The organism is Bacillota bacterium (genome assembly GCA_024655925.1).
GTDB lineage: Bacteria > Bacillota > DTU025 > DTU025 > JANLFS01 > JANLFS01.
Map to the genome: position 1 here is coordinate 20,239 of JANLFS010000014.1, position 17,894 is coordinate 38,132.

Annotated in this window: 17 protein-coding genes and 2 tRNA genes; 1 reads left to right on the forward strand and 18 read right to left on the reverse strand. The window is 62.2% G+C overall.

Going from position 1 to position 17,894, the window contains the following annotated elements:
- Nucleotides 1–24 precede the first annotated feature (24 nt).
- The 11 genes from NUW23_03600 to NUW23_03650 all read right to left on the reverse strand — a co-directional run bounded on the left by NUW23_03600 (nt 25) and on the right by NUW23_03650 (nt 8,817).
- A complete protein-coding gene (locus NUW23_03600) occupies nt 25–312 on the reverse strand; it encodes a MoaD/ThiS family protein (GenBank protein MCR4425264.1) in 288 nt (95 codons plus the stop codon).
- The gene (locus NUW23_03605; protein ID MCR4425265.1) at nt 309–998 is read right to left on the reverse strand and encodes a flavodoxin family protein; all 690 of its coding nucleotides are present in this window, start codon (nt 996–998) and stop codon (nt 309–311) included. Before NUW23_03605 ends, NUW23_03600 begins: the two co-directional genes overlap by 4 nt.
- 27 nt (nt 999–1,025) lie before the next feature.
- On the reverse strand, nt 1,026–2,951 hold the full coding sequence (locus NUW23_03610; GenBank protein ID MCR4425266.1) for an aldehyde ferredoxin oxidoreductase family protein: 1,926 nt from the start codon (nt 2,949–2,951) through the stop codon (nt 1,026–1,028).
- Between the two features lie 63 nt (nt 2,952–3,014).
- Nucleotides 3,015–3,437, reverse strand: a complete 423-nt coding sequence (locus tag NUW23_03615; GenBank protein ID MCR4425267.1) for a 4Fe-4S dicluster domain-containing protein — start codon at nt 3,435–3,437, stop codon at nt 3,015–3,017.
- A 137-nt stretch (nt 3,438–3,574) separates the two neighbouring features.
- Nucleotides 3,575–4,702, reverse strand: a complete 1,128-nt coding sequence (locus NUW23_03620; GenBank protein MCR4425268.1) for an ABC transporter substrate-binding protein — start codon at nt 4,700–4,702, stop codon at nt 3,575–3,577.
- 203 nt (nt 4,703–4,905) lie between these two features.
- Nucleotides 4,906–6,570, reverse strand: a complete 1,665-nt coding sequence (locus tag NUW23_03625) for a PucR family transcriptional regulator ligand-binding domain-containing protein (GenBank protein MCR4425269.1) — start codon at nt 6,568–6,570, stop codon at nt 4,906–4,908.
- Nucleotides 6,551–6,850, reverse strand: a complete 300-nt coding sequence (locus tag NUW23_03630; protein ID MCR4425270.1) for a TIGR04076 family protein — start codon at nt 6,848–6,850, stop codon at nt 6,551–6,553. The genes NUW23_03625 and NUW23_03630 overlap by 20 nt, the downstream gene beginning before the upstream one ends.
- Nucleotides 6,851–7,228: 378 nt before the next feature.
- Nucleotides 7,229–7,555, reverse strand: a complete 327-nt coding sequence (locus NUW23_03635; GenBank protein ID MCR4425271.1) for a hypothetical protein — start codon at nt 7,553–7,555, stop codon at nt 7,229–7,231.
- A 20-nt stretch (nt 7,556–7,575) separates the two neighbouring features.
- Nucleotides 7,576–7,947 (reverse strand): PAS domain-containing protein, encoded by a 372-nt coding sequence (locus NUW23_03640; protein ID MCR4425272.1) that lies wholly within the window; start codon nt 7,945–7,947, stop codon nt 7,576–7,578.
- The gene (locus tag NUW23_03645) at nt 7,910–8,536 is read right to left on the reverse strand and encodes a hypothetical protein (GenBank protein ID MCR4425273.1); all 627 of its coding nucleotides are present in this window, start codon (nt 8,534–8,536) and stop codon (nt 7,910–7,912) included. Before NUW23_03645 ends, NUW23_03640 begins: the two co-directional genes overlap by 38 nt.
- 205 nt (nt 8,537–8,741) lie before the next feature.
- A tRNA-Glu gene (locus tag NUW23_03650) sits at nt 8,742–8,817 on the reverse strand.
- Between the two features lie 192 nt (nt 8,818–9,009).
- Between NUW23_03650 and NUW23_03655 the strand changes: the two genes are divergently transcribed.
- On the forward strand, nt 9,010–10,047 hold the full coding sequence (locus NUW23_03655; GenBank protein ID MCR4425274.1) for a helix-turn-helix domain-containing protein: 1,038 nt from the start codon (nt 9,010–9,012) through the stop codon (nt 10,045–10,047).
- 114 nt (nt 10,048–10,161) lie between these two features.
- On the opposite strand, the gene selB is transcribed toward NUW23_03655, so the two are convergent.
- From selB to NUW23_03690, 7 genes are all read right to left on the reverse strand, one after another.
- On the reverse strand, nt 10,162–12,114 hold the full coding sequence (selB, locus tag NUW23_03660; GenBank protein ID MCR4425275.1) for a selenocysteine-specific translation elongation factor: 1,953 nt from the start codon (nt 12,112–12,114) through the stop codon (nt 10,162–10,164).
- A complete protein-coding gene (gene selA / locus NUW23_03665; protein MCR4425276.1) occupies nt 12,111–13,631 on the reverse strand; it encodes an L-seryl-tRNA(Sec) selenium transferase in 1,521 nt (506 codons plus the stop codon). Before selA ends, selB begins: the two co-directional genes overlap by 4 nt.
- 43 nt (nt 13,632–13,674) lie before the next feature.
- Nucleotides 13,675–14,745: a selenide, water dikinase SelD gene (selD, locus tag NUW23_03670; protein MCR4425277.1), complete on the reverse strand. Its 1,071-nt coding sequence runs from the start codon at nt 14,743–14,745 to the stop codon at nt 13,675–13,677.
- A 30-nt stretch (nt 14,746–14,775) separates the two neighbouring features.
- Nucleotides 14,776–14,872, reverse strand: a tRNA-Sec gene (locus NUW23_03675).
- A gap of 115 nt (nt 14,873–14,987) precedes the next feature.
- On the reverse strand, nt 14,988–16,187 hold the full coding sequence (locus NUW23_03680; GenBank protein ID MCR4425278.1) for a D-alanyl-D-alanine carboxypeptidase: 1,200 nt from the start codon (nt 16,185–16,187) through the stop codon (nt 14,988–14,990).
- Nucleotides 16,188–16,304: 117 nt separating this feature from the next.
- On the reverse strand, nt 16,305–16,694 hold the full coding sequence (locus NUW23_03685) for a hypothetical protein (protein MCR4425279.1): 390 nt from the start codon (nt 16,692–16,694) through the stop codon (nt 16,305–16,307).
- A gap of 124 nt (nt 16,695–16,818) precedes the next feature.
- Nucleotides 16,819–17,894: hypothetical protein (locus NUW23_03690; GenBank protein ID MCR4425280.1), on the reverse strand; the 1,076-nt coding region annotated here is incomplete at its 5' end.

The window sequence follows — 17,894 nt, forward strand, 5'->3', positions numbered from 1 at the left end:
CGGAGTCTCGGCCGTGGGCGGGGTCTACCCGCCCGCAACAGCCGCGATGACAGTCACGGAGTCCCCATCTGCCAGCCGCGTCCCGGCACCGTCCAGGACCGCCGCATTGACGTGGTTGACGATGACGAGGAGCCCTTGAGGAACTGATCCATCCGATGGAGATGCGGCGTCCGGAGCATCGAAGACCTTGGGCATTCGCCCCGCTCTCTCAAGCCACTCCAAGAGATGGTTCACCGTCGATCCCGGCTCGAGCTCCACTTCAGCGCGGAACGGCCCTCCCCCACATCCAACCACATGCACCTGCACTCTCACTGAGGATCGCCTGGATCTGGGCAGTTTCCCTCAGCACTCTGGAGCGCAGCGTGGCCTGCTTTCAGCAGCCGGGCAGTCTCGGCCACGCGCCGGCCCACGATCCGGCAAGCCTCTAGTCCTATGGCTGTGTCCCGCAGCACGGAGTCACGGTTGTTCTCGCCGTCAAGCCAGCCCGGCGCGCCTATATACCCTACGTGGCTCCCGCCGACACACACGAAGTTGTTGATCAGGAACCAGTGGATGATGCTGGATATGGTGTGCTCCTGTCCTCCGTTCCGATCGTATCCCACCGCGATCCCAGCCCCTGCCGTCCTGCTCCAGTCCGGCGGCATCTGAGAGGCCTCCTTAAAGAACAAGCCTTTCAGCAGCGAGGTGCACCTCTCCATGTAGGCCCGGGCCTGAGAGTTGAGGTTGAAGAAGTACACGGCCGCCCCGAGTATTACACCATCCGGCACCGGATCGATCAGAGGCTTTACACACTCCTGCCAGTCGTCCTGGATGATGCAGAACCCCTTCTTCACGCACCCGCGGCAGTTGATGCACCCAGATATCTTCTTGTTCGCCAGGGACACGAATTCCGTAACAACTCCGGGCACTGTCTCGGCCGCCGAAAGCGCCTCGCGCACCATGATCTCGGTGTTGGCGTGGCGGGGGCTTCCCGATATCCCAACGACTCTGATGGTCACGGATGGATCCCTCCTTCTCAGGCTCAGCTATGAGTCTGTCGCGGTGAGACCCAGGTCGGTGACTACCTCGTCCAAGCCAAGGTCCCGCAGGGTCGACGCTTTGGGGACTCCAGTCTCCCGATCCCATCCGCGGAGCTCGTAGTATTCATCCAGCATCTTCCCGAGCTCCTCCTCGGAGTTGATCGCGCGGATTCCCTTGGAGTTGGGAAGCACCTCGTTCATGACTCGCCACGGGAGCCGGTCATCCCGGCGTCTGGCGCCTTCGCGCATGTTGAAAGCCCTTTCCAGGTTGATGACTCTCCGGGCGATTTCGTGCATGCCGTCTTCAGTCATCTCGACGCCGAGGGCCGCGGAGAGCATCTCCGCCATCATGGCCGGGGTAATGGCATACGTGGACAAGGTAGCCCGCGAACACAAGCCCAGGCTGTCTGTCATCGCAAAGCACTCCTCGTGCCAGGCGACAAGTTTGGGCTTGTGATCCGTGATGATCGGGTTTGCGAACTTCTCATCCCCCGCCAGGCGCCGGACGAGCGCCCTGCCTTCTGGGGAGAAGCCAAACTCCGCCATGGGTTGCCCGTAGAGGTGATCCGGTCCCCGGGGGTTCGTGGCGAAAGCGAGCGCATAGGCCTTTGCCATTCGTGTCTCGACTCCCGATTGCTCGAGGCCCTTGGCTTCGACAGCCCACTTCCAGGAGTCTCCCCCCACTGTCTGCGCCGCCCGCCGGACGCCCTCGGCGAGTACGTCCCCGAGGCCGCGCCGGTACGCGATCATTTCTATCAGGGTGTGAACCGCGTGGGCGTCACCCCATTTGAGCGAGACGCGCCCTCCAACCCCGTCGTCGATCTCCGGAGGGAGCACCCCCCTTTCCGCGCACTCGAAAGCCCATTGTATGACGGATCCGGCGGATATGGAGTCGAGGCCGAGGATGTTGCACAGCTCATTGGCCTTGAGGACCGCGTCAGTGTCCATGAGCATGCACCCGGACCCGAGTGCCGCCAGAGTCTCATACTCGGGGCCTCCGGCTTCTGATCCGGGATACGCATTGCGGGTTGCGGAATAGCGCTTGCACATTATACTGCACGCCATACAGGACTCCCGCCTCACCAGGTAGTTCTGCTCGGCGAGGCACTGCCCGCTGATACCGTAGGCGTCCGGGACCGAACCTGCGCGGAAGTTCTGTGTGGGGAGTGCCTCCATGGCGTTGGCTCCTACGACGACCCCGGCAGTCCCGTACTCACCGTAGAACTTGCATCGTCCCGTGTTGGCCACGCTCGTCCGGGCCTGCTCGGATACGGCCCAGAACCTTTCGGGGTCAGCAACCTTCACAGGAACGCGGCCGTGAACCGCGATGGCTTTCAGGTTCTTCGATCCCATGACCGCCCCGAGCCCGCCCCTGGCGGCGACGTGATAGTAGGAGCATGAGATGGCCGCGATGCGCGATAACCTCTCTCCCGCCGGGCCTATGCAGGCGATGTCGACCTCGGGGATGGCCAGGTCCGCCTCTATCTTGCTTGTTGCCTCACGCACGTCCAGACCCCAGTAGGTGGACGCGTTTCTGAACTGCACACCTGTGTTCGTGACAGTCAGGAGAGTGGGCCGGGACGCCTTGCCCCGCACAATCAGTACGTCGTACCCGGCGTGCCGGAGTCCGGCTCCCCAGTGCCCACCCATGCTGCACTTCATGAACATCCCTGTCGCAGGGCTCTTGGACACTACGGTCGCACGGCCGGCGGTGGGAACGCAGGTCCCCACCAGAACCCCCGGCGCGAAGATCAACGGGTTCTCCTCTCCGAATGGGTCGGTCTCTTTGGTCGTGCTCCGGAAGAGAAGGCAAGACGCGAGCCCCCTGCCTCCGAAGAACTTCAAGGCCTCCGAAGTACCTATCTCGTCCAGGGACACGTCCTCCGTCGTCAAGTCGATCTTGAGCACGCGAACGGTGTAGGTGTCTTTCATCCATGTACCCCCTCGGGGTGGAATACTGCCGGGGCTCGCGCCCCGCCAGTCAGGCCGCAGACGTCACTCCCCGTCCTCGCTAACGGCAAACGCGACAGCTCCGCTCGGACACACGCGGGCGCACACCGGATCCCCATTGCACAGGTCACACTTTAGCGCAACCCCCCTCGAGGAATCGAACACGATGCAATGGTAGGGGCAGGCGTCCAGGCACTGCTGGCATCCGATGCACTCAACGGCATCGATGTACACTACGTCGCTTGCGGGCGACTGTTTGATGGCATCGACCGGGCACGCCGCGACACACGGGGCGTCGGCGCAATGCCGGCACACACTGGGGACTGCAAGGCAGGTCCTTGGAGTCCGGTCTACCTTTATCCGAGACAGCCAGGGGGCAAACTCCGATTCGTGCTTCAAAGAACACGCCATCTCGCATAGGCGGCACCCAACACACCTCACCGTTTCGGTCAGAAGGCGGCTCTGCAAAGTGCATCATCCTTCTCTTTGCACAAATGAGTCGGATATGGCCTCCGGGCGGCCCGGCGCACATGGCCGTCGATGGTCGCCCGGAGGTAGGCTGACGGTAGGCCCTTTGAGTCTGGACCCTAGCCCTGATCCTAGTCCTACTGAAGAAGCACAGGTTTTCCGTTTCGAACCGTGAACAGAAGTGCGCTTGTGCCACCGTCGCCAAACTCATTGATAGCGATCCTGCCTGTAATCCCATCCATGGTGGCCCGCGAGAGGGCCTCGCGTATCTTCGCCTTGTCTGTCGCGGTGCCGGCGTCGATCATGGCCCGGGCAAGCAGTCGGACCGCGTCATAGGCGCACGCGACGTTCATGTCAGGTACGTACCCCTTGGCTTTCTTGTACTTCTCGATAAACTGAAGCGCCTCAGGGTCAGTCCTGTCCGGATGCCACCCGCCGGTGATTCCGATTATGCCGTTGGCGGAATCCCCAGCGAGTTCATAGAAGTTGCCGATCGTCACACCAGTGGAGACCATCGTCACGAACGGCATGTTCATGGCCTTTATCTGCCTGACGAGCTGGGCACCCTCGGTGTAGTTGCCCCATATGATCAAGGCCTGAGGGTTCGCGTTCTTGATGTTCAGAAGCTGAGGGGTGAAGTCTTTGGTTTCCCTGTTGTAGCCCTCCACCGCAACGGGGTTGAGGCCATGGCCTTTGAGCCACTTGACTACGAAGTCACGGCCGCCCTGCCCGTAGTCGTTGGTGTCGTGGATCACTGCAAACCTGGTGAATCCCAGGGTCTTGACGCCGTGGTCCACCAAAGTTCTGGTGAAGACTTCGTCCGTCGCAACTACGCGGAACACCCACGGGTTGTCCGAGTGGGTGATGGCGTAGGCCACACCGCTGGGGACGATATGCGGGGTCTGGGCCCTCTTTATGATGTCTAGGACCGCGAGCACACTCGGGCTGTTGTTGCTGCCCATGGTGGCAACCACTCTATCTCTGTAGAGAAACTTGTTCATCACGTTCACGGTGTTGGCCGGCACGCCCTCGTCATCCTCAAAGATCAGTTCCAGCTTGTACCCGAGCACTCCACCGGCAGCATTGATCTCGTCCGCAGCAAACTGCGCTCCCTCTCTCTGCCTATTTCCGGCCACAGACAAGGACCCAGAAAGCGGTCCGAACACACCCACCTTCACGGATTTCTCAGCAGCGTCTGCCCCCAAGGTCGCGCAGAGCATGATCCCCAGACACAACAGAGCCACGAGCTTCTTGGATACGTTCACGGTGTTCATCTCCTTCTCAGGCTTCTTCGGTGGGTCCAGTGGCCGAACAGCCACAAGTAGGACGCCGGTCTAATGCCCCTTCCTATTCAACCAGCCTGCTGGCTTCACCTGTATGTTGAGGTCACGAACCTCTGCCGGAGAGATTGTGCGGTCTGCACAAAGGCGGGGTTCTCGAGGTGCTGGAGGGGAGAGTTGCTGTCCGTTCATAGTGAGTCAGCTATGCTGGGGCTAGTCAGTGCCTCTGCTTTGAGAAGGCGCCAGAGTCTCAGTGCGACACCCAAGTTGAGGATGTACGACGGGTCAGTGAGGGGCCTCCCCAGGATATTCTCAAGCTTGTTCAGCCTGTACTTCAGGGTGTTCCGGTGAATGAAAAGCCTCCGGGCAGTCTCCGCGTGGGAGCCTCCCGAAAGGACGTAAGTTTCTAATGTGTCCATGAGGACGGCTCTGTCCGAGAGAGGCTGTTCCAGCAGGGGGCCGAGCATCCTGTTGCAGAACCCGCCGAGCTCCCGGTGGTCGATGCCGGTCATCATGAGGTTGAACACGGCCACGTCCTCCACGTGAGTCACGCAGTTCCCTCCAAAGAGCACGAGAGCCATGTGCGCGGCGTGATGGGCCTCCCTGTAAGCCACCGGGAGTTCTAAGATCTCGGAGTGCACATGCGACACTCCCACCGAGATACTCATGCCTTCCATTCGCCCCGACAGTTCACGCATGATTTCACGGGCTGCGGGTACGCCGTTCTTGCCCGGGTCCGATGCAACGGGGACTATGCAGACCAGGCTGTCGCTGCGCACCATGACAGCGGGTCCCGTCCCGACCTGAGCGCCCAGCCAACGGGCCAGCGCTGATTGGGCGGTCCGGACCATCCGATCCTTGATGGCCCTGGCGAAAGGCTCTCCGCCTTTGGACACCACGTGACTCTCGAACCCGTCCACATCAGATACCACCACGTAGTAACTGGTTTCCACGGGCCACCCCAAGGCCGCGGCGCGCCTTTCGGCCACCTCTCGGCTGCGGACCGCCCCGTCTAGCAGTTCGTCGAAGAAGTCCATCTCCAGACGCCTGGCGGTTTCATCGACAGCCCGCTGTTTCACTATCTCCAAGGCCACTGTTGTGCACGCGTGCTCCAAGGCTATCAGTTCCATGCTGTTGAGATGCTTGTGTTGCTCGCAGACAGCCACGTACCCGAGAACCCTGTCCCGCACTCGCACAGGCTGGCAGCAGTAACGCCACCCTGAGTGGCCCAGCCGGGTACGGCCGGCCCCCGACATTCTCTCCAGGTGTGCTCGCTGATCCGGCGTGGGAACGACGTCGCTGGCGCCAGCCCGAGCAAGCACCTCGAATTCCCTGTTGAAAATGATCACTCCGCATTCGAGAAGAGACTGGAGTGTGGTGGCTATGGAGTCGTAACCTTGCCCCTCCAGTGCCACTCGGAGAAGGGCCCTGTGTACTTCTTCTGAATACTCCAGCCTGCGGGCTTGTCGACTCAGGATTGCCTTCATGAGAGGATGAGTGATCTCGATGAAAGGAAGATCCACGGGGATCTCGATGAGAGGAACACCGAGCTTGTCAGCAGCCTCGATCACGAAGTCCGGGAGGTTGCCTATGAATCGGCCCGGCTTGATGGCCAGCCCAGCCGCCTCCACTTCGGCGAGCGATTCAATCAGGCGCGCTAGAGCCTGCGTATCGTCTTTGATGGCGTAGGCGGTTGTCACCAGGAGTTCGTGCTTACGAAGCCACGGCCTGATGTCTGGCACTTCCATGGTGTCGATGTGAAGGATCTTGTTACCCAAGTTTCGCGAGCCGGCCACCACCCGGCAGTGCCTGAGGCCGCCGATTTTCAGAGCCTCAGCTACCGTTATCTCCACCGTCACCGACCTCGCTTTCAGCGATTCGACGGACCTCGAAGACCACCGGGTTGTCCCCGTCCGGGCAGGCCCGGCAGGTCGAATCCGGGTCAGGCTCCCATGGGAAGCTCCCTCCCACCGAGAGTACTGATATGGCAGGCATGAGTGCGGCTAGCGCAGTCATGCACAGACCCTCCGGGGATGCTCCGCCTCGGACCCAAAATACGTCACCCTCCTTGTACTTGAATGCGCATTCTCCACGTTGGCTCTTGACCGTGATCTTGAGATCGAAGACGGGCAACTAGTTCACCTCCTGCGATGTGTCGAGCGGCCCGACGGGCTCCGGCCTCAGCAGATGATAGCCGGCCACGCTGAGTGCAGCTCTCACTTGGTTACGGGAATTCTAGCACATCCCGCGCAAGACATCCAGTGCGTACAGCAGTTGGAGCAGCCGGGAGCCGCTCCCAGGAACAAGGGTCGGCTCTCTCGCGGCTTCGTGCCTTCGCCAAAGGCTGCGCAAAGGCCAAGCGGGCTACGACTTGCCTGCCCCCCAAAAAGCACGGACCCGGGCCGGCGCGACGAGGACCGTCGCGACGCGACCCGGGATGTCAAGGATGAACCCACCCCCGCTATCTACTAACGTGATCCGGTGGATAGTGGTTCCCGTGACTCTCTCGGACTACCTTCTGAACTGTGCCGGGAGCCTCCCAAGCCCGAATGCGGTCCCAGACTCTCCGAGTGCCATCGCGTCGACGACGTAGCTTCCGAACCATATGGTCATGGAATCGATCTTCCAGCCGGAGAAAGTCCGGACCATCGAGAACGTGATGCTTCCCGTGTCGGTGAGCATCCGTGGGATCCCGTAGGCCTCTTCGAACACCTCGAAAAGAGCATATGCCGTGGACGAGTTCAACGCGATCAGAGCATCGGGAAACACGATCGCGGCCCCGTCGCTTCCGGCATCTTCTCCCGCATCCGAATCCGAAGCGTCGAGGTCAAGGTTCATGTCGTATCCACGATCCGATCTTATGCTCGCCTGGTAGGCGGCGTCGCCATTGAGCTCCTGTATGAGGACGTCCCTTCTCTTCTCAAGGTCTTGCCCTCCTCGAACAGGCATAGCCACTCACTGAACACTTCGTACACGCTCCGACCGACGGCGAAGCTCGTTTCGCGCCCCGGCATGGCCTGTGCCGCCCGGTTGAGGTCCACCACCCTGTCGCGCCTTTCGACGACCACGACTCCTTCGCTCATGCTCTCCATCACAACCGCCCGAGCGATGGGAGTCAGATCAAACAACCCATACTTGAACAAGCCCCATCCCAGGATCGCGCCGGAGACCCCGAAGAGCACGGGAGTCATATCACGTCGGGGCGTGCCCGCCGGCCTCAAGACGAACACCAAGTTGCCTACTAGGGGTGCCACCAGGCCTATGACTGAGAAGGAGAATTGGCTGGGTCCGGAGGAAACCATGCGCCCGTTCGATGGACTGCGCAAGAACCAGCACACCTGTGAGGATGAGGGAGTAGGAGTAAGCAGCGTGCACCCAGAACCACAGGCCATAGGTCTGGGCTATGACTGATAGCCCCGCCACGGTCGCAATTCGTGGATCGCTCCACAGAAGGCCGTGAAGGTCGTTCGTCCAAGCAAGGATACTTGTGATCGCCGGGACAATTGCAGGTAGGACAACTGCCCGGGAAGTCAGCCATTGGTCTCTTCCAGTCATCCGGAGTGCCGCGATGAGCCATAGAACAGGCACACAGCCGAACTCGACGTACTGCACGTTCGCCCAGAAGACCTTGGTCCCAAGGTCGACGGCGGCTTTCTCCAGGATGTTGGAGACTGCCCAACCAGCGACAATGAAGGCGCTGGCAGAGTATGCGGCAGCGCCCGGAACCTTGCTGTGCAGGAGCGCATACACTCCGACCGCCCCCGCGATCCCGGCGCTGACCACAAGCGCCAACATGTACGGGTTGAGAATCCAGGCCACGTTCAACAAGCTTCTCCCGCCCCTCGCTGCCGGTCGGCTTCTCAGACGGCCCGTATCAAGGAAGTGCCGGAGCGCCTGTGCCTTTCGAAGGAAACTCGCCGAAAGACGAGGGCTCCGTTCCTATGACTCATTGTCGGCGCCATTCTCAGAGTGCGAAGGCCTAAGAATGCAAAAAGCCCCGCACATTGCGGGGCTCGAATCCTTATGGCGCTCCCAACGGGATTCGAACCCGTGTTACCGCCTTGAAAGGGCGATGTCCTAGGCCGCTAGACCATGGGAGCGTGTTGCGGACTGATAGGCTGCTAGATGATGATATCATGCCGCAGCCGCTGAGTCAAATAAAACCGCAGCCCTGTGTTGCGCAACTGTGACACTGTAACCTCGTTGGCGCAGTCCCAATCAATGGTTGATGGTCCTTGGGGTTCATGGTAACATATGTATGTCGCCAGCGCCCGCCGAAAGGAGGCCATCCTGTGCCGACCTCGCCGCTCCGCTACCCGTTTCCCCTGGGGCTTGGTCCCGGCCTGTCCGACGTCCGTCTCTGCGCCATCCCCTTCCCCGCCCAAGGCCTTGATATTGTCCCCACACCGCTCTGCGAAGACCACGTCGAGGTAAGCCTCTCCGACATTCGCGACCTCGGAAAGCCCGAAGGGCAAGCCTGTCCCAACTGCGAAAGCAAGGAGATCGTCCGGTACGGAAAGCCCAAGGGCATACAGAAGTACAAGTGCAAGCGATGCCGGACCTACTTCACCGACCTCACCGGCACAGTGATGCACCGCACCCGGCTGCGGGAGAAATGGCTCGGATATCTCGCGCTGATGATGGAAGGCCTCTCAGTGCGGCAGGCCGCAAGGCTCTTGGGAATCTCCAAGAACACCGCGTTCGCCTGGAGACACAAGGTCATCACCAGGCTCGCTGGGGCTTACGCCCAGACTACACTCTCCGGGATCGTGGAGACGCACCAGCTCCTTCTTCTCAAATGCTTCAAAGGCTCTCCGGGCGAGGCACGCCGTGCCCACGCAATGATCCGGAAGCCAGGATCCCGCCAGATCCCGTTCCTCAGCCCCCGCTCAGACAGGGCCTATGTCCTCTTCGCCCTCGACCGGTTCGGAAACGTCGCGGCTGAGCTCGCGCCGGGCGAATCCGGAGTCGGGTTCGACGAGATTATGCGGGATCGGATCGCGCCCGGGGCTCGAATCTGCGTGGAACGCGGAATCGGGCACTGGCCGCCTCCCGGCAAGCAGAGCCTGGGGCTGACGTGGGCAACGCCTTCACGCGCCAGAGCCTACAGCGAAGACACGGCGAGCTCAGATCCAATGCACCGCCAAAGGAACGCGAAACGCCTTGCGATCTGGTTCCGGGTGTGGCTGATGAGGTTCCGTGGAGTGGCCACGAAGTACCTGCTTAGATACATCGCGTGGTTCTGGCAAGTATCGTCCAGCGCCGGGCTTGCAACTCCCATAGCTGCAAGGCGGCTGCTCCTAGCCACCTTGAGCTGCGCGGGGACCTAGAGAAGTGCGGGGCTCGCGGTGGTCCCTAAGCCCAAATGCCGCCTAGCAGGGCAGACCCTACGATGAGCCCCCAGAGCTCGTCAACCGCGAACTGGGACACATGCTATTACCCGGCTACCTTTGGCAACGCGCTAGCACCCTGGAGTCGCCCACTCTCTTCGTAACCCTTGCTCCGTCCAAGTACTCGAGCAGAGCGACTGCGAACTTCCTGGTGTTCCCGCACCTGTCGCGGAATTCCCCAGCGGTGAACGCCCGCCCCTCGGAGCCGAGTTCCCGCGCTATCTCGGACGCCCGGGAGAGGGCCTCCCGGTGGAAAAGAAGCTCGGGCCCTACTCTGACGAGCACGCCCAGATCGATCAGGTAATCGAGGATGGGCTCCGCGGATCGGGTCCCGGACCCGTGCAACCCCAGCCGGGCCAGGGCTTCCTCACGGTTTGGCGGGGACAGTAGGGCGTCCGCGAACATCTTCTCTAGCTCGCGTGCTCGGGTGGCTTGCTCAGCTGAAAGCGTGGGGACGTGCTCCGGGGCAGAAACCGCGGCGCCCACCTGCTTGAGGATGCCGCGGGCCTCCGCTGCGGCGATCAGGGAGGCAAAGACCTTCCCTTCCCAGCTTGGGCTGATGCGGGTCCGCAGCTCTTCCCTAGGCATTCCGGGCCGCAAGGGCGCCCTCGCATGGAAGTCTTTGAGCAGGGTCACGACATCCCCGATGAGCTCATCATGGTCTGACCTGGGAAGATAGAGAGGGGAGGAGTCGTCACCAAGTTGAACCAGAATACCGGACACCGTCGCTTCGCCCAGGACGCGTTCAGCAGCCGAATCCTCGATCCCGGCGGCGCGGGCCACGGCGGCTGCCTCCACCGGCGCCCTCCGGGAATGTGGGGAGCGGAGAAACCCCAACCGCCGCACAAACAAGGCCGCGGTCTCCAATAGGTCGTCTCCTGCGAGCGCCTCGAAGTCCCGGAGGGTCTCCGGCCGATGACGTCTCTGACGGAATGTAACACTCGAGAGGACCCTTCCCCCGCCCACTGTAGTCGCAGGAGAATAGGCGCGCACGATGAACCTGTCACCTCGCCCGGCGACGACCGGCTGCTCCAAATCCAGTTGAACGAAACCCTTCATGCCGGACAGGATCTCGTCAGACCCGATAATCCGCACTCTGCACATGATCTCCGCCGTGCCGAGGTGCACTCTCAGGCGGTCCATGTGCGCAACCGGCGCAGCTTCCGGCAGGATCTGCAGCTCGGCATCGACGAGAGTCGAGGGGACAAGCCTTCCGGGAGCCGCCAGAACCATTCCCCGTTCGATATCGGCGCGGTCAACCCCTGAGAGGTTCAGGGCGACCCTCTGGCCGCGGACTGCCTCCTCTTGGGGCGTGCCGTGAACCTCTATGCCGCGAACGCGTACCTCGCGACCGGGCGGAAGCAGCTCGAGCCTGTCGCCCGGACGCACGCGCCCGCCGGAGAGTGTGCCCGTTACTACAGTGCCGAGCCCCGGCGCCGCGAAAACCCGGTCCACGGGGAGCCTGGAGAAGCTCCACGGCTCAGAGGCCGCCAGAGCGCAATCAAGTGCGTGATCGATGGCTGAGACCAAGTCGGACAGGCCCTGCCCAGTAACGGCGGACACCGCAACGATAGGGGCCCTCGCGAGGCTGGTCCGGGAAAGCCGCGCGCGGACATCTTCCTTGACAAGCTCAAGCCAGTCCGATTCGACCAGGTCCGCCTTGGTGACCGCCACGACGCCGTGCTTCACTCCGAGAAGATGAAGAATGTTCAGATGTTCGTCTGTCTGGGGCATCACGCCCTCGTCCGCCGCGGCCACCAGAATGGCGACATCTACCCCAGTCGCCCCGGCGAGCATGTTCTTGATGAACCGCTCGTGCCCGGGCACGTCAACGACCCCGGCGACCCGCCCCGAAGGAAGCGCAAGCGGCGCGAATCCAAGCTCGATGGACATGCCCCTTTCCTGTTCCTCGCGAAGCCGGTCGGTGTTCACCCCGGTGAGGGCGCGGATGAGGGTCGTTTTGCCGTGGTCGACATGCCCCGCGGTGCCCACGATCCCGTGCCTCACTTCAACGCCTCCCCCAGGGCCGTCGCGGCCGCCCTGGCCACCGCATGCGCCACACAACTGAAATCCCGGTCGAATATAGTTCGCAGGTGAAGGCGGACGGAGTTGCCGGCAACTCGGGCTATCACCGGGGGGCGCCCCAGCCGGAGCAGTTCCGACAGATCTTGGGGCGGAAAGCCCTCGACTTGAACGGCGACGCTTGCGCCGGGTATGGAGACACCGGGCATGGAGCCTCCACCCGCCTCCGATGGATCATCTATCACTTCAACGAAGACGCGGGCGGTCTCGCCAGCCTGCCCCGGGCCGGCCTCTCGGGCTGCGGGAGCTCCAGCTTCGGACGCCATCGCCAGCCCGGCCTCGCGGAGCGCCTGGCGCGTCATATCAGCAAGGCTGTGGGCTCTCTGGACAAGCTCGGCGCGTGAGGACGTGAGCATGGACATCACCGGAATCTCCCGGATCGCTTCGTCTGGATCCGCCCAGGACGCAAGGACCGCGCACAAGGCTGCAAGGCTCAACTTGTCAATGCGAAGCGCGCGCGCCAGAGGGTTCCTCGCTATCTTCTCGATGAGGTCCGGCCTTCCCAGGATCAGGCCGCATTGGGGTCCCCCCAGGAGCTTGTCTCCGCTCACAGTAACGAGATCCACCCCGGCAGACAGCGCATCGCCAACAGTGGGTTCGTGGCCGAGGTTGAACTGGCTCAGCTCGGTCGCTGCCCCGGATCCAAGATCATACATGACCGGGATCCCCCGAGCCCGGCCAAGCGACACAAGATCGCGGGGAGATGCCTCTTCAGTGAACCCGACCACTCGGAAGTTGGATGTATGCACTTTGAGGATGAGAGCGGTCTCCTGACGGACGGCCGCGGCGTAGTCTGACAGGCGGGTCCGGTTCGTGGTCCCGACTTCAACGAGGGTAGCCCCGCTCCTCGCCATGATCTCCGGGATCCGGAAGGATCCCCCGATCTCCACGAGTTCTCCGCGAGACACCGGGACCTCTCGTCCTCGAGCCAGGGTGTCCAGGCACAGGAGGACTGCTGCAGCGTTGTTGTTGACCACGTACGCACCACGGGCGCCAAAGGCACGGCAGGCAAGGGAACTCACATGCGCCTGCCTGGACCCACGGTCCCCGGTCTCAAGGTCGAACTCAAGGTCTGTGTAGTTCCGGGCACATTCAGAGATAGCTTGGATCGCGGGTTCAGGGAGCGGCGCACGGCCGAGATTCGTGTGCAGGACTATGCCGGTGGCGTTCACAACAGGCCGGGGGCCGGGTATTAGAAGCCGCGCAGCGGCAGACGGGAGTTCAGACACGACCTTGGCCAGGACGGCAGCCCGCGCCGAGCGGGCGTCTTCCGGCCCCTCGCCCCTGCCCGCATCCTGGGTGAGCCGCTCGCGCTCAGCCCGGAGGAGTTCGCGGGCGGCATCGCGCACCACTCGCCTGGGCATGGAGGCCATGAGCGCGGCTGCGGCCGGGTGAGACAAGACGTCAGAGACTGAAGGGATGGAGCGCAAGCTGGGACGCACGTTGGTTGCACCTCGCCCGCGTGGGACTTCGCCTGGTCAAGTTTCAGCCACCGGGGCGCGTCTCGGGTACCACATCGATCCACGCGCCACGCGGTCCCGGTTCGCGAATCTCACCGATGACTGAGGCCGCAGCGGTGCCCTCCTCACGAAGCCTCATGACAAGGTCCCCGGCGCGGTCAGATGCAACCGCTATCAGGAGCCCCCCGGAGGTCTGCGCGTCGAAGAGCACTTCCGCCAGGTCCGGCTCAACCCCGCCGAGGTCCACGTGAGGCTCGAAGTGCTTGCGGTTCCTTCTGGACCCGCCCGGTACGAACCCACGTGAGGCCAACTCAAGCGTGAACTCTATCACTGGCACCTCGGGGCCGAACACCTTTGCCGAGACACCCGATGCGGAGACCATCTCGAAAAGGTGCCCCAGCAGCCCGAACCCTGTGATGTCTGTGCACGCATGCACCCCTACTTCCTGCATCACGCGGGAGGCTCCGGCATTCAGAAGGGACATCACGCGGAACGCTGTCTGCTCACATTCGGGTGGGGCAGCCCCCGCACGGAGGGCGGTGGATATTATGCCTGTCCCCAGAGGCTTCGTCAAGACGATGAGATCCCCAGGGCGCGCCCCGGAGTTCAGCACCACCCGGTCCGGGTGGACCACCCCCGTCACGGACAGCCCATACTTGGGCTCCTTATCGTCCACTGAGTGTCCGCCCACGAGAAGGGCGCCGGATTCTGCCACCTTGCTAGCCCCTCCCCGGAGGATGTCCCGCAGGACATCCATCCCGAGGGAACATGGGTAGCAGACAATGTTCATGGCAGTAATGGGAGTCCCGCCCATGGCGTACACGTCGGACAGGGCATTCGCCGCTGCCACCTGCCCGAATTCAAACGGGTCATCCAGGATCGGGGTGAAGAAGTCGACAGTCTGGATGATTGCCAGATCGTCTGAGAGCTTGTATACGCCTGCATCCTCTGCTCTCTCGAAACCCGCAATCAGCCTCGGATCCTGCCGGACCACAAGCCCGTCAAGAGCTGCCTTTAGGTCGCCCGGACCTATCTTGGCCGCTCAGCCCGCTTTGGATGATAGAGACGTCAATCTTATGATCTCGCGGTCAGACAATGTCCAAACCTCCGGATCAACGAACACAAGTGGCGGGAGTATGTGGGAATCGAACCCACCACGGACAGTCCAGCTGCCCGCCACTGGATTTGAAGTCCAGAAGGCCCACCAGGACCCATCTACTCCCGCGTCCTACTATAATTTCACCACACCGGCTCGGTTATCCTTCCGAGGTTCACCCCCACACTCGTGGAGACAAGGTCGCAGGTGACACTGTCGTCGCCAGGGGCAGCAGCTTTCCACTACATTCCATGCGTCAACCCCAGGACCCCACGCCGGCTCACGCTGCGAAAGACGTAGAGAGGATACGACGAGACCTCCTCACCGTCGTAGAAGATCCGGAGATGGCCTGCCATTCTACCACACGGAACTGTGGCACGCAGCCGGGCGGGCACATCAACGTGGGTTGTGACCTTTTCCACCTCGTCCTTGCGCAGCACGATGTCAACGTCTCTTAAGGGCCCGATCTCGGCATATGGTTGACGGAGGTGCGCAACCAGCGCCTCAGCAACAGCCTCCCCGCGTCGCGCCAGCGTAACCCTGGTGAAGTTCTGAAACCCGTATTCGAGCAGCACGGCTGCGTCATGCCACCGTGCCCCGGACCGGAGCACCACTGCGATGAACTGCAGCCCATCTCGGGTGGCGGATGCGGCCAGACAGTGGCCCGCCCGGGAGGTAGTCCCGGTCTTGATCCCGTCGGCGCCGGCGAAGCTCCAGAGGAGACGGTTGGTGTTGTAGACGACCCGGGCGCGGTCATCGTCGATAGTGGACGCCCAGTGTTCGGCGGTGCTGACAATATCCGCGAACTTCGGATTCGCCAGGGCCACCATGCACATGAGGGCGATGTCGTACGCGGTAGAATAGTGGCCCGGCGCGGTCAGGCCGTGAGGGTTCACAAACCTGGTCTTCTTGAGTCCCATGGAGTGCGCTCGGGTGTTCATCAGACTCACGAAGTCGGAGACACTCCCGCCCACGTGTTCCGCAATGGCCGTCGCGCCGTCGTTGCCGGATCGGAGCATCGTGGCGCGTATCAGCTCCTCGAGCTTGTAGACGTCCCCGGCTTTGAGGTAGAGGGACGACCCACCGACGCGCGCCGCGTTCGCAGACACAGAGACCACATCCGCCAGATCCGCGCGCTCGATGGCAACGAGTGAGGTCATTACCTTGGTGATGCTTGCGGGCTCCCTTAGCTGGTGTTCGTTCTTCGCGTACAGGATCGTGCCCGTCTTGGCTTCCACAAGAATGGCTGAGGCAGCGCTAGTGGCCGGACCGTGGTTATAGGCACGGTGGTAGGCAAGTTCGGGGTAGGGAGAAGGGTTCACATAGGGAGGAGAAAGGACAGGCACGGACCCGGGCCCGCCTGCGACAAAGCCTACGACTGCGGCGGCAGCGGCACACACCAGCAAGCCCCATGCCCTGAGTCTACGGGCGGGGACGAACATGACATTCTGGCCCCCCATTCTCGGCGCGGAACTGCTTATATTCCTACGTCCGATACCTGGAGCCTAGAACGTCCGGGTCATGAGCAGCAGCAGGCACCGTGTCAGCCTGCCAGCCTGTTAGATGGACTCATCGGGGTACCCTGCTGTGAGAGCGAGTACTGGGTTGTACGGGCACCTGCGGCATCGTTCCCGCGCGGTGTACAACTTGATCTGGTCCGGGATCTGTACCTCAGGAGCCTTCCCGGTGGCCATTGCCCTCTTGCCGGCGGAGGAAATGAGTACGATGGGTCGGCGGCCGAAGGAAGTTCTGAGGTACCCACCCTGGATGAGTTGATCGATGATGCTTTCGATCTGGGTGAGGCTGAGGTCTCGGAACTCTCCGTAGTTCCGGACATGGGTGAGGTTGAGCTTCGTGATATCCTGCGCAGTAGAACCCTTGAGTATCCTCGCGATCTTAGAGCGCCCCACGTGCCACGAGATTGAGTCGACACACTCTAACACAGCCATAGCCACGCGGCCTCCAGGCCCGCATTCGACAGACTCGGGTGTTCCCACTCGATGCACACTCCTCGCTGATGTGATATTCAACCATATACTACCATAAATGGTTCACATTGTGAAGAGTGATTCCTCATCGATGTAACCCGGCTGCCGACACTGCGAACGAGTTCGTCTGGATGAAGCGTTTCCCAGGGCCCGTAAGCTCGATGGCGGCAGGGTTCACCTGAAACGAACCCTCAGCACTGGCGGAGGCACGGGACCCTGCGGGTACGCTCGCTGTGACCGTGGCCCGCACAAGGAAAGGCTCTCCCGCAGTGAGTATCCGCACTCGCGTCGCGGATTCCGAGCGCTCGAGGACGAAACTGCGATCCACATCTATCAGGTTCATGTCGGCCGGCCCGTCCAAGGTGATCTGGACATGCCTCATAGGCGACTCAGATGCCACCGTAATGGCGAACACCGTCGCCCCAGAGACCGGCTCGGGCTGTGTCGCCACGGAGAGGTCCACCTTCGGGAAAGTGAGCGGATAGAGCATACCATATTTGGACTCACGGACATCCACTCGTTCAGACTGTTGGCCGGCCAGGCCAGGTGCGATTTCAACCCCCTGGATGTGGTCAGTGCTGGACAGGACGAGTCGACCTCTTCCGCGTGCGTCCTGCACCTGCTCCACCGTAATAAGCTGCGGCGCATCAGGCGTGTAGCTGGGGAACGCGAACAACCCACCCGTCAGGACCAAAACGAGCAGGCCGATGGCTGCCGCCAGTCCCCGCACCCGTGGTTTTCTCTGTCGCGACGGTTCGGCGTGTGGGACCGAGAAGGTGAACTCCCTCACTATGCCGCCTGGCGAGCCCTCGTGGAGCATATCCGAGAACCTCCGGCGGCGAGAGAACTCCGTCCGCTGTTCGGGTACCAGAGCAAGGATTGCGAGGATATATGGCAGCGCGATGGCGGCGACTACCAGACTCATGACCAGCGGGATCTCCAACAGGTCAATGGTCATCGGGCGTCCGACTCCGAGTGCCGCCCTGATCACGGCCCAGGCCAAGGGAACCGGCGAGAGCAGCGCAAGCACACGGCGGATCAGCCCTTCCGGCGCGGCCATGGCAAGCACGGTGAGAGTCAGGCCGGCAGCTGGAAACACGGCGCCCGCCCGAGTGGCCGCCAGCCCGAACCCAACGAAGGCAATCTGCCCGAGAATAGAAT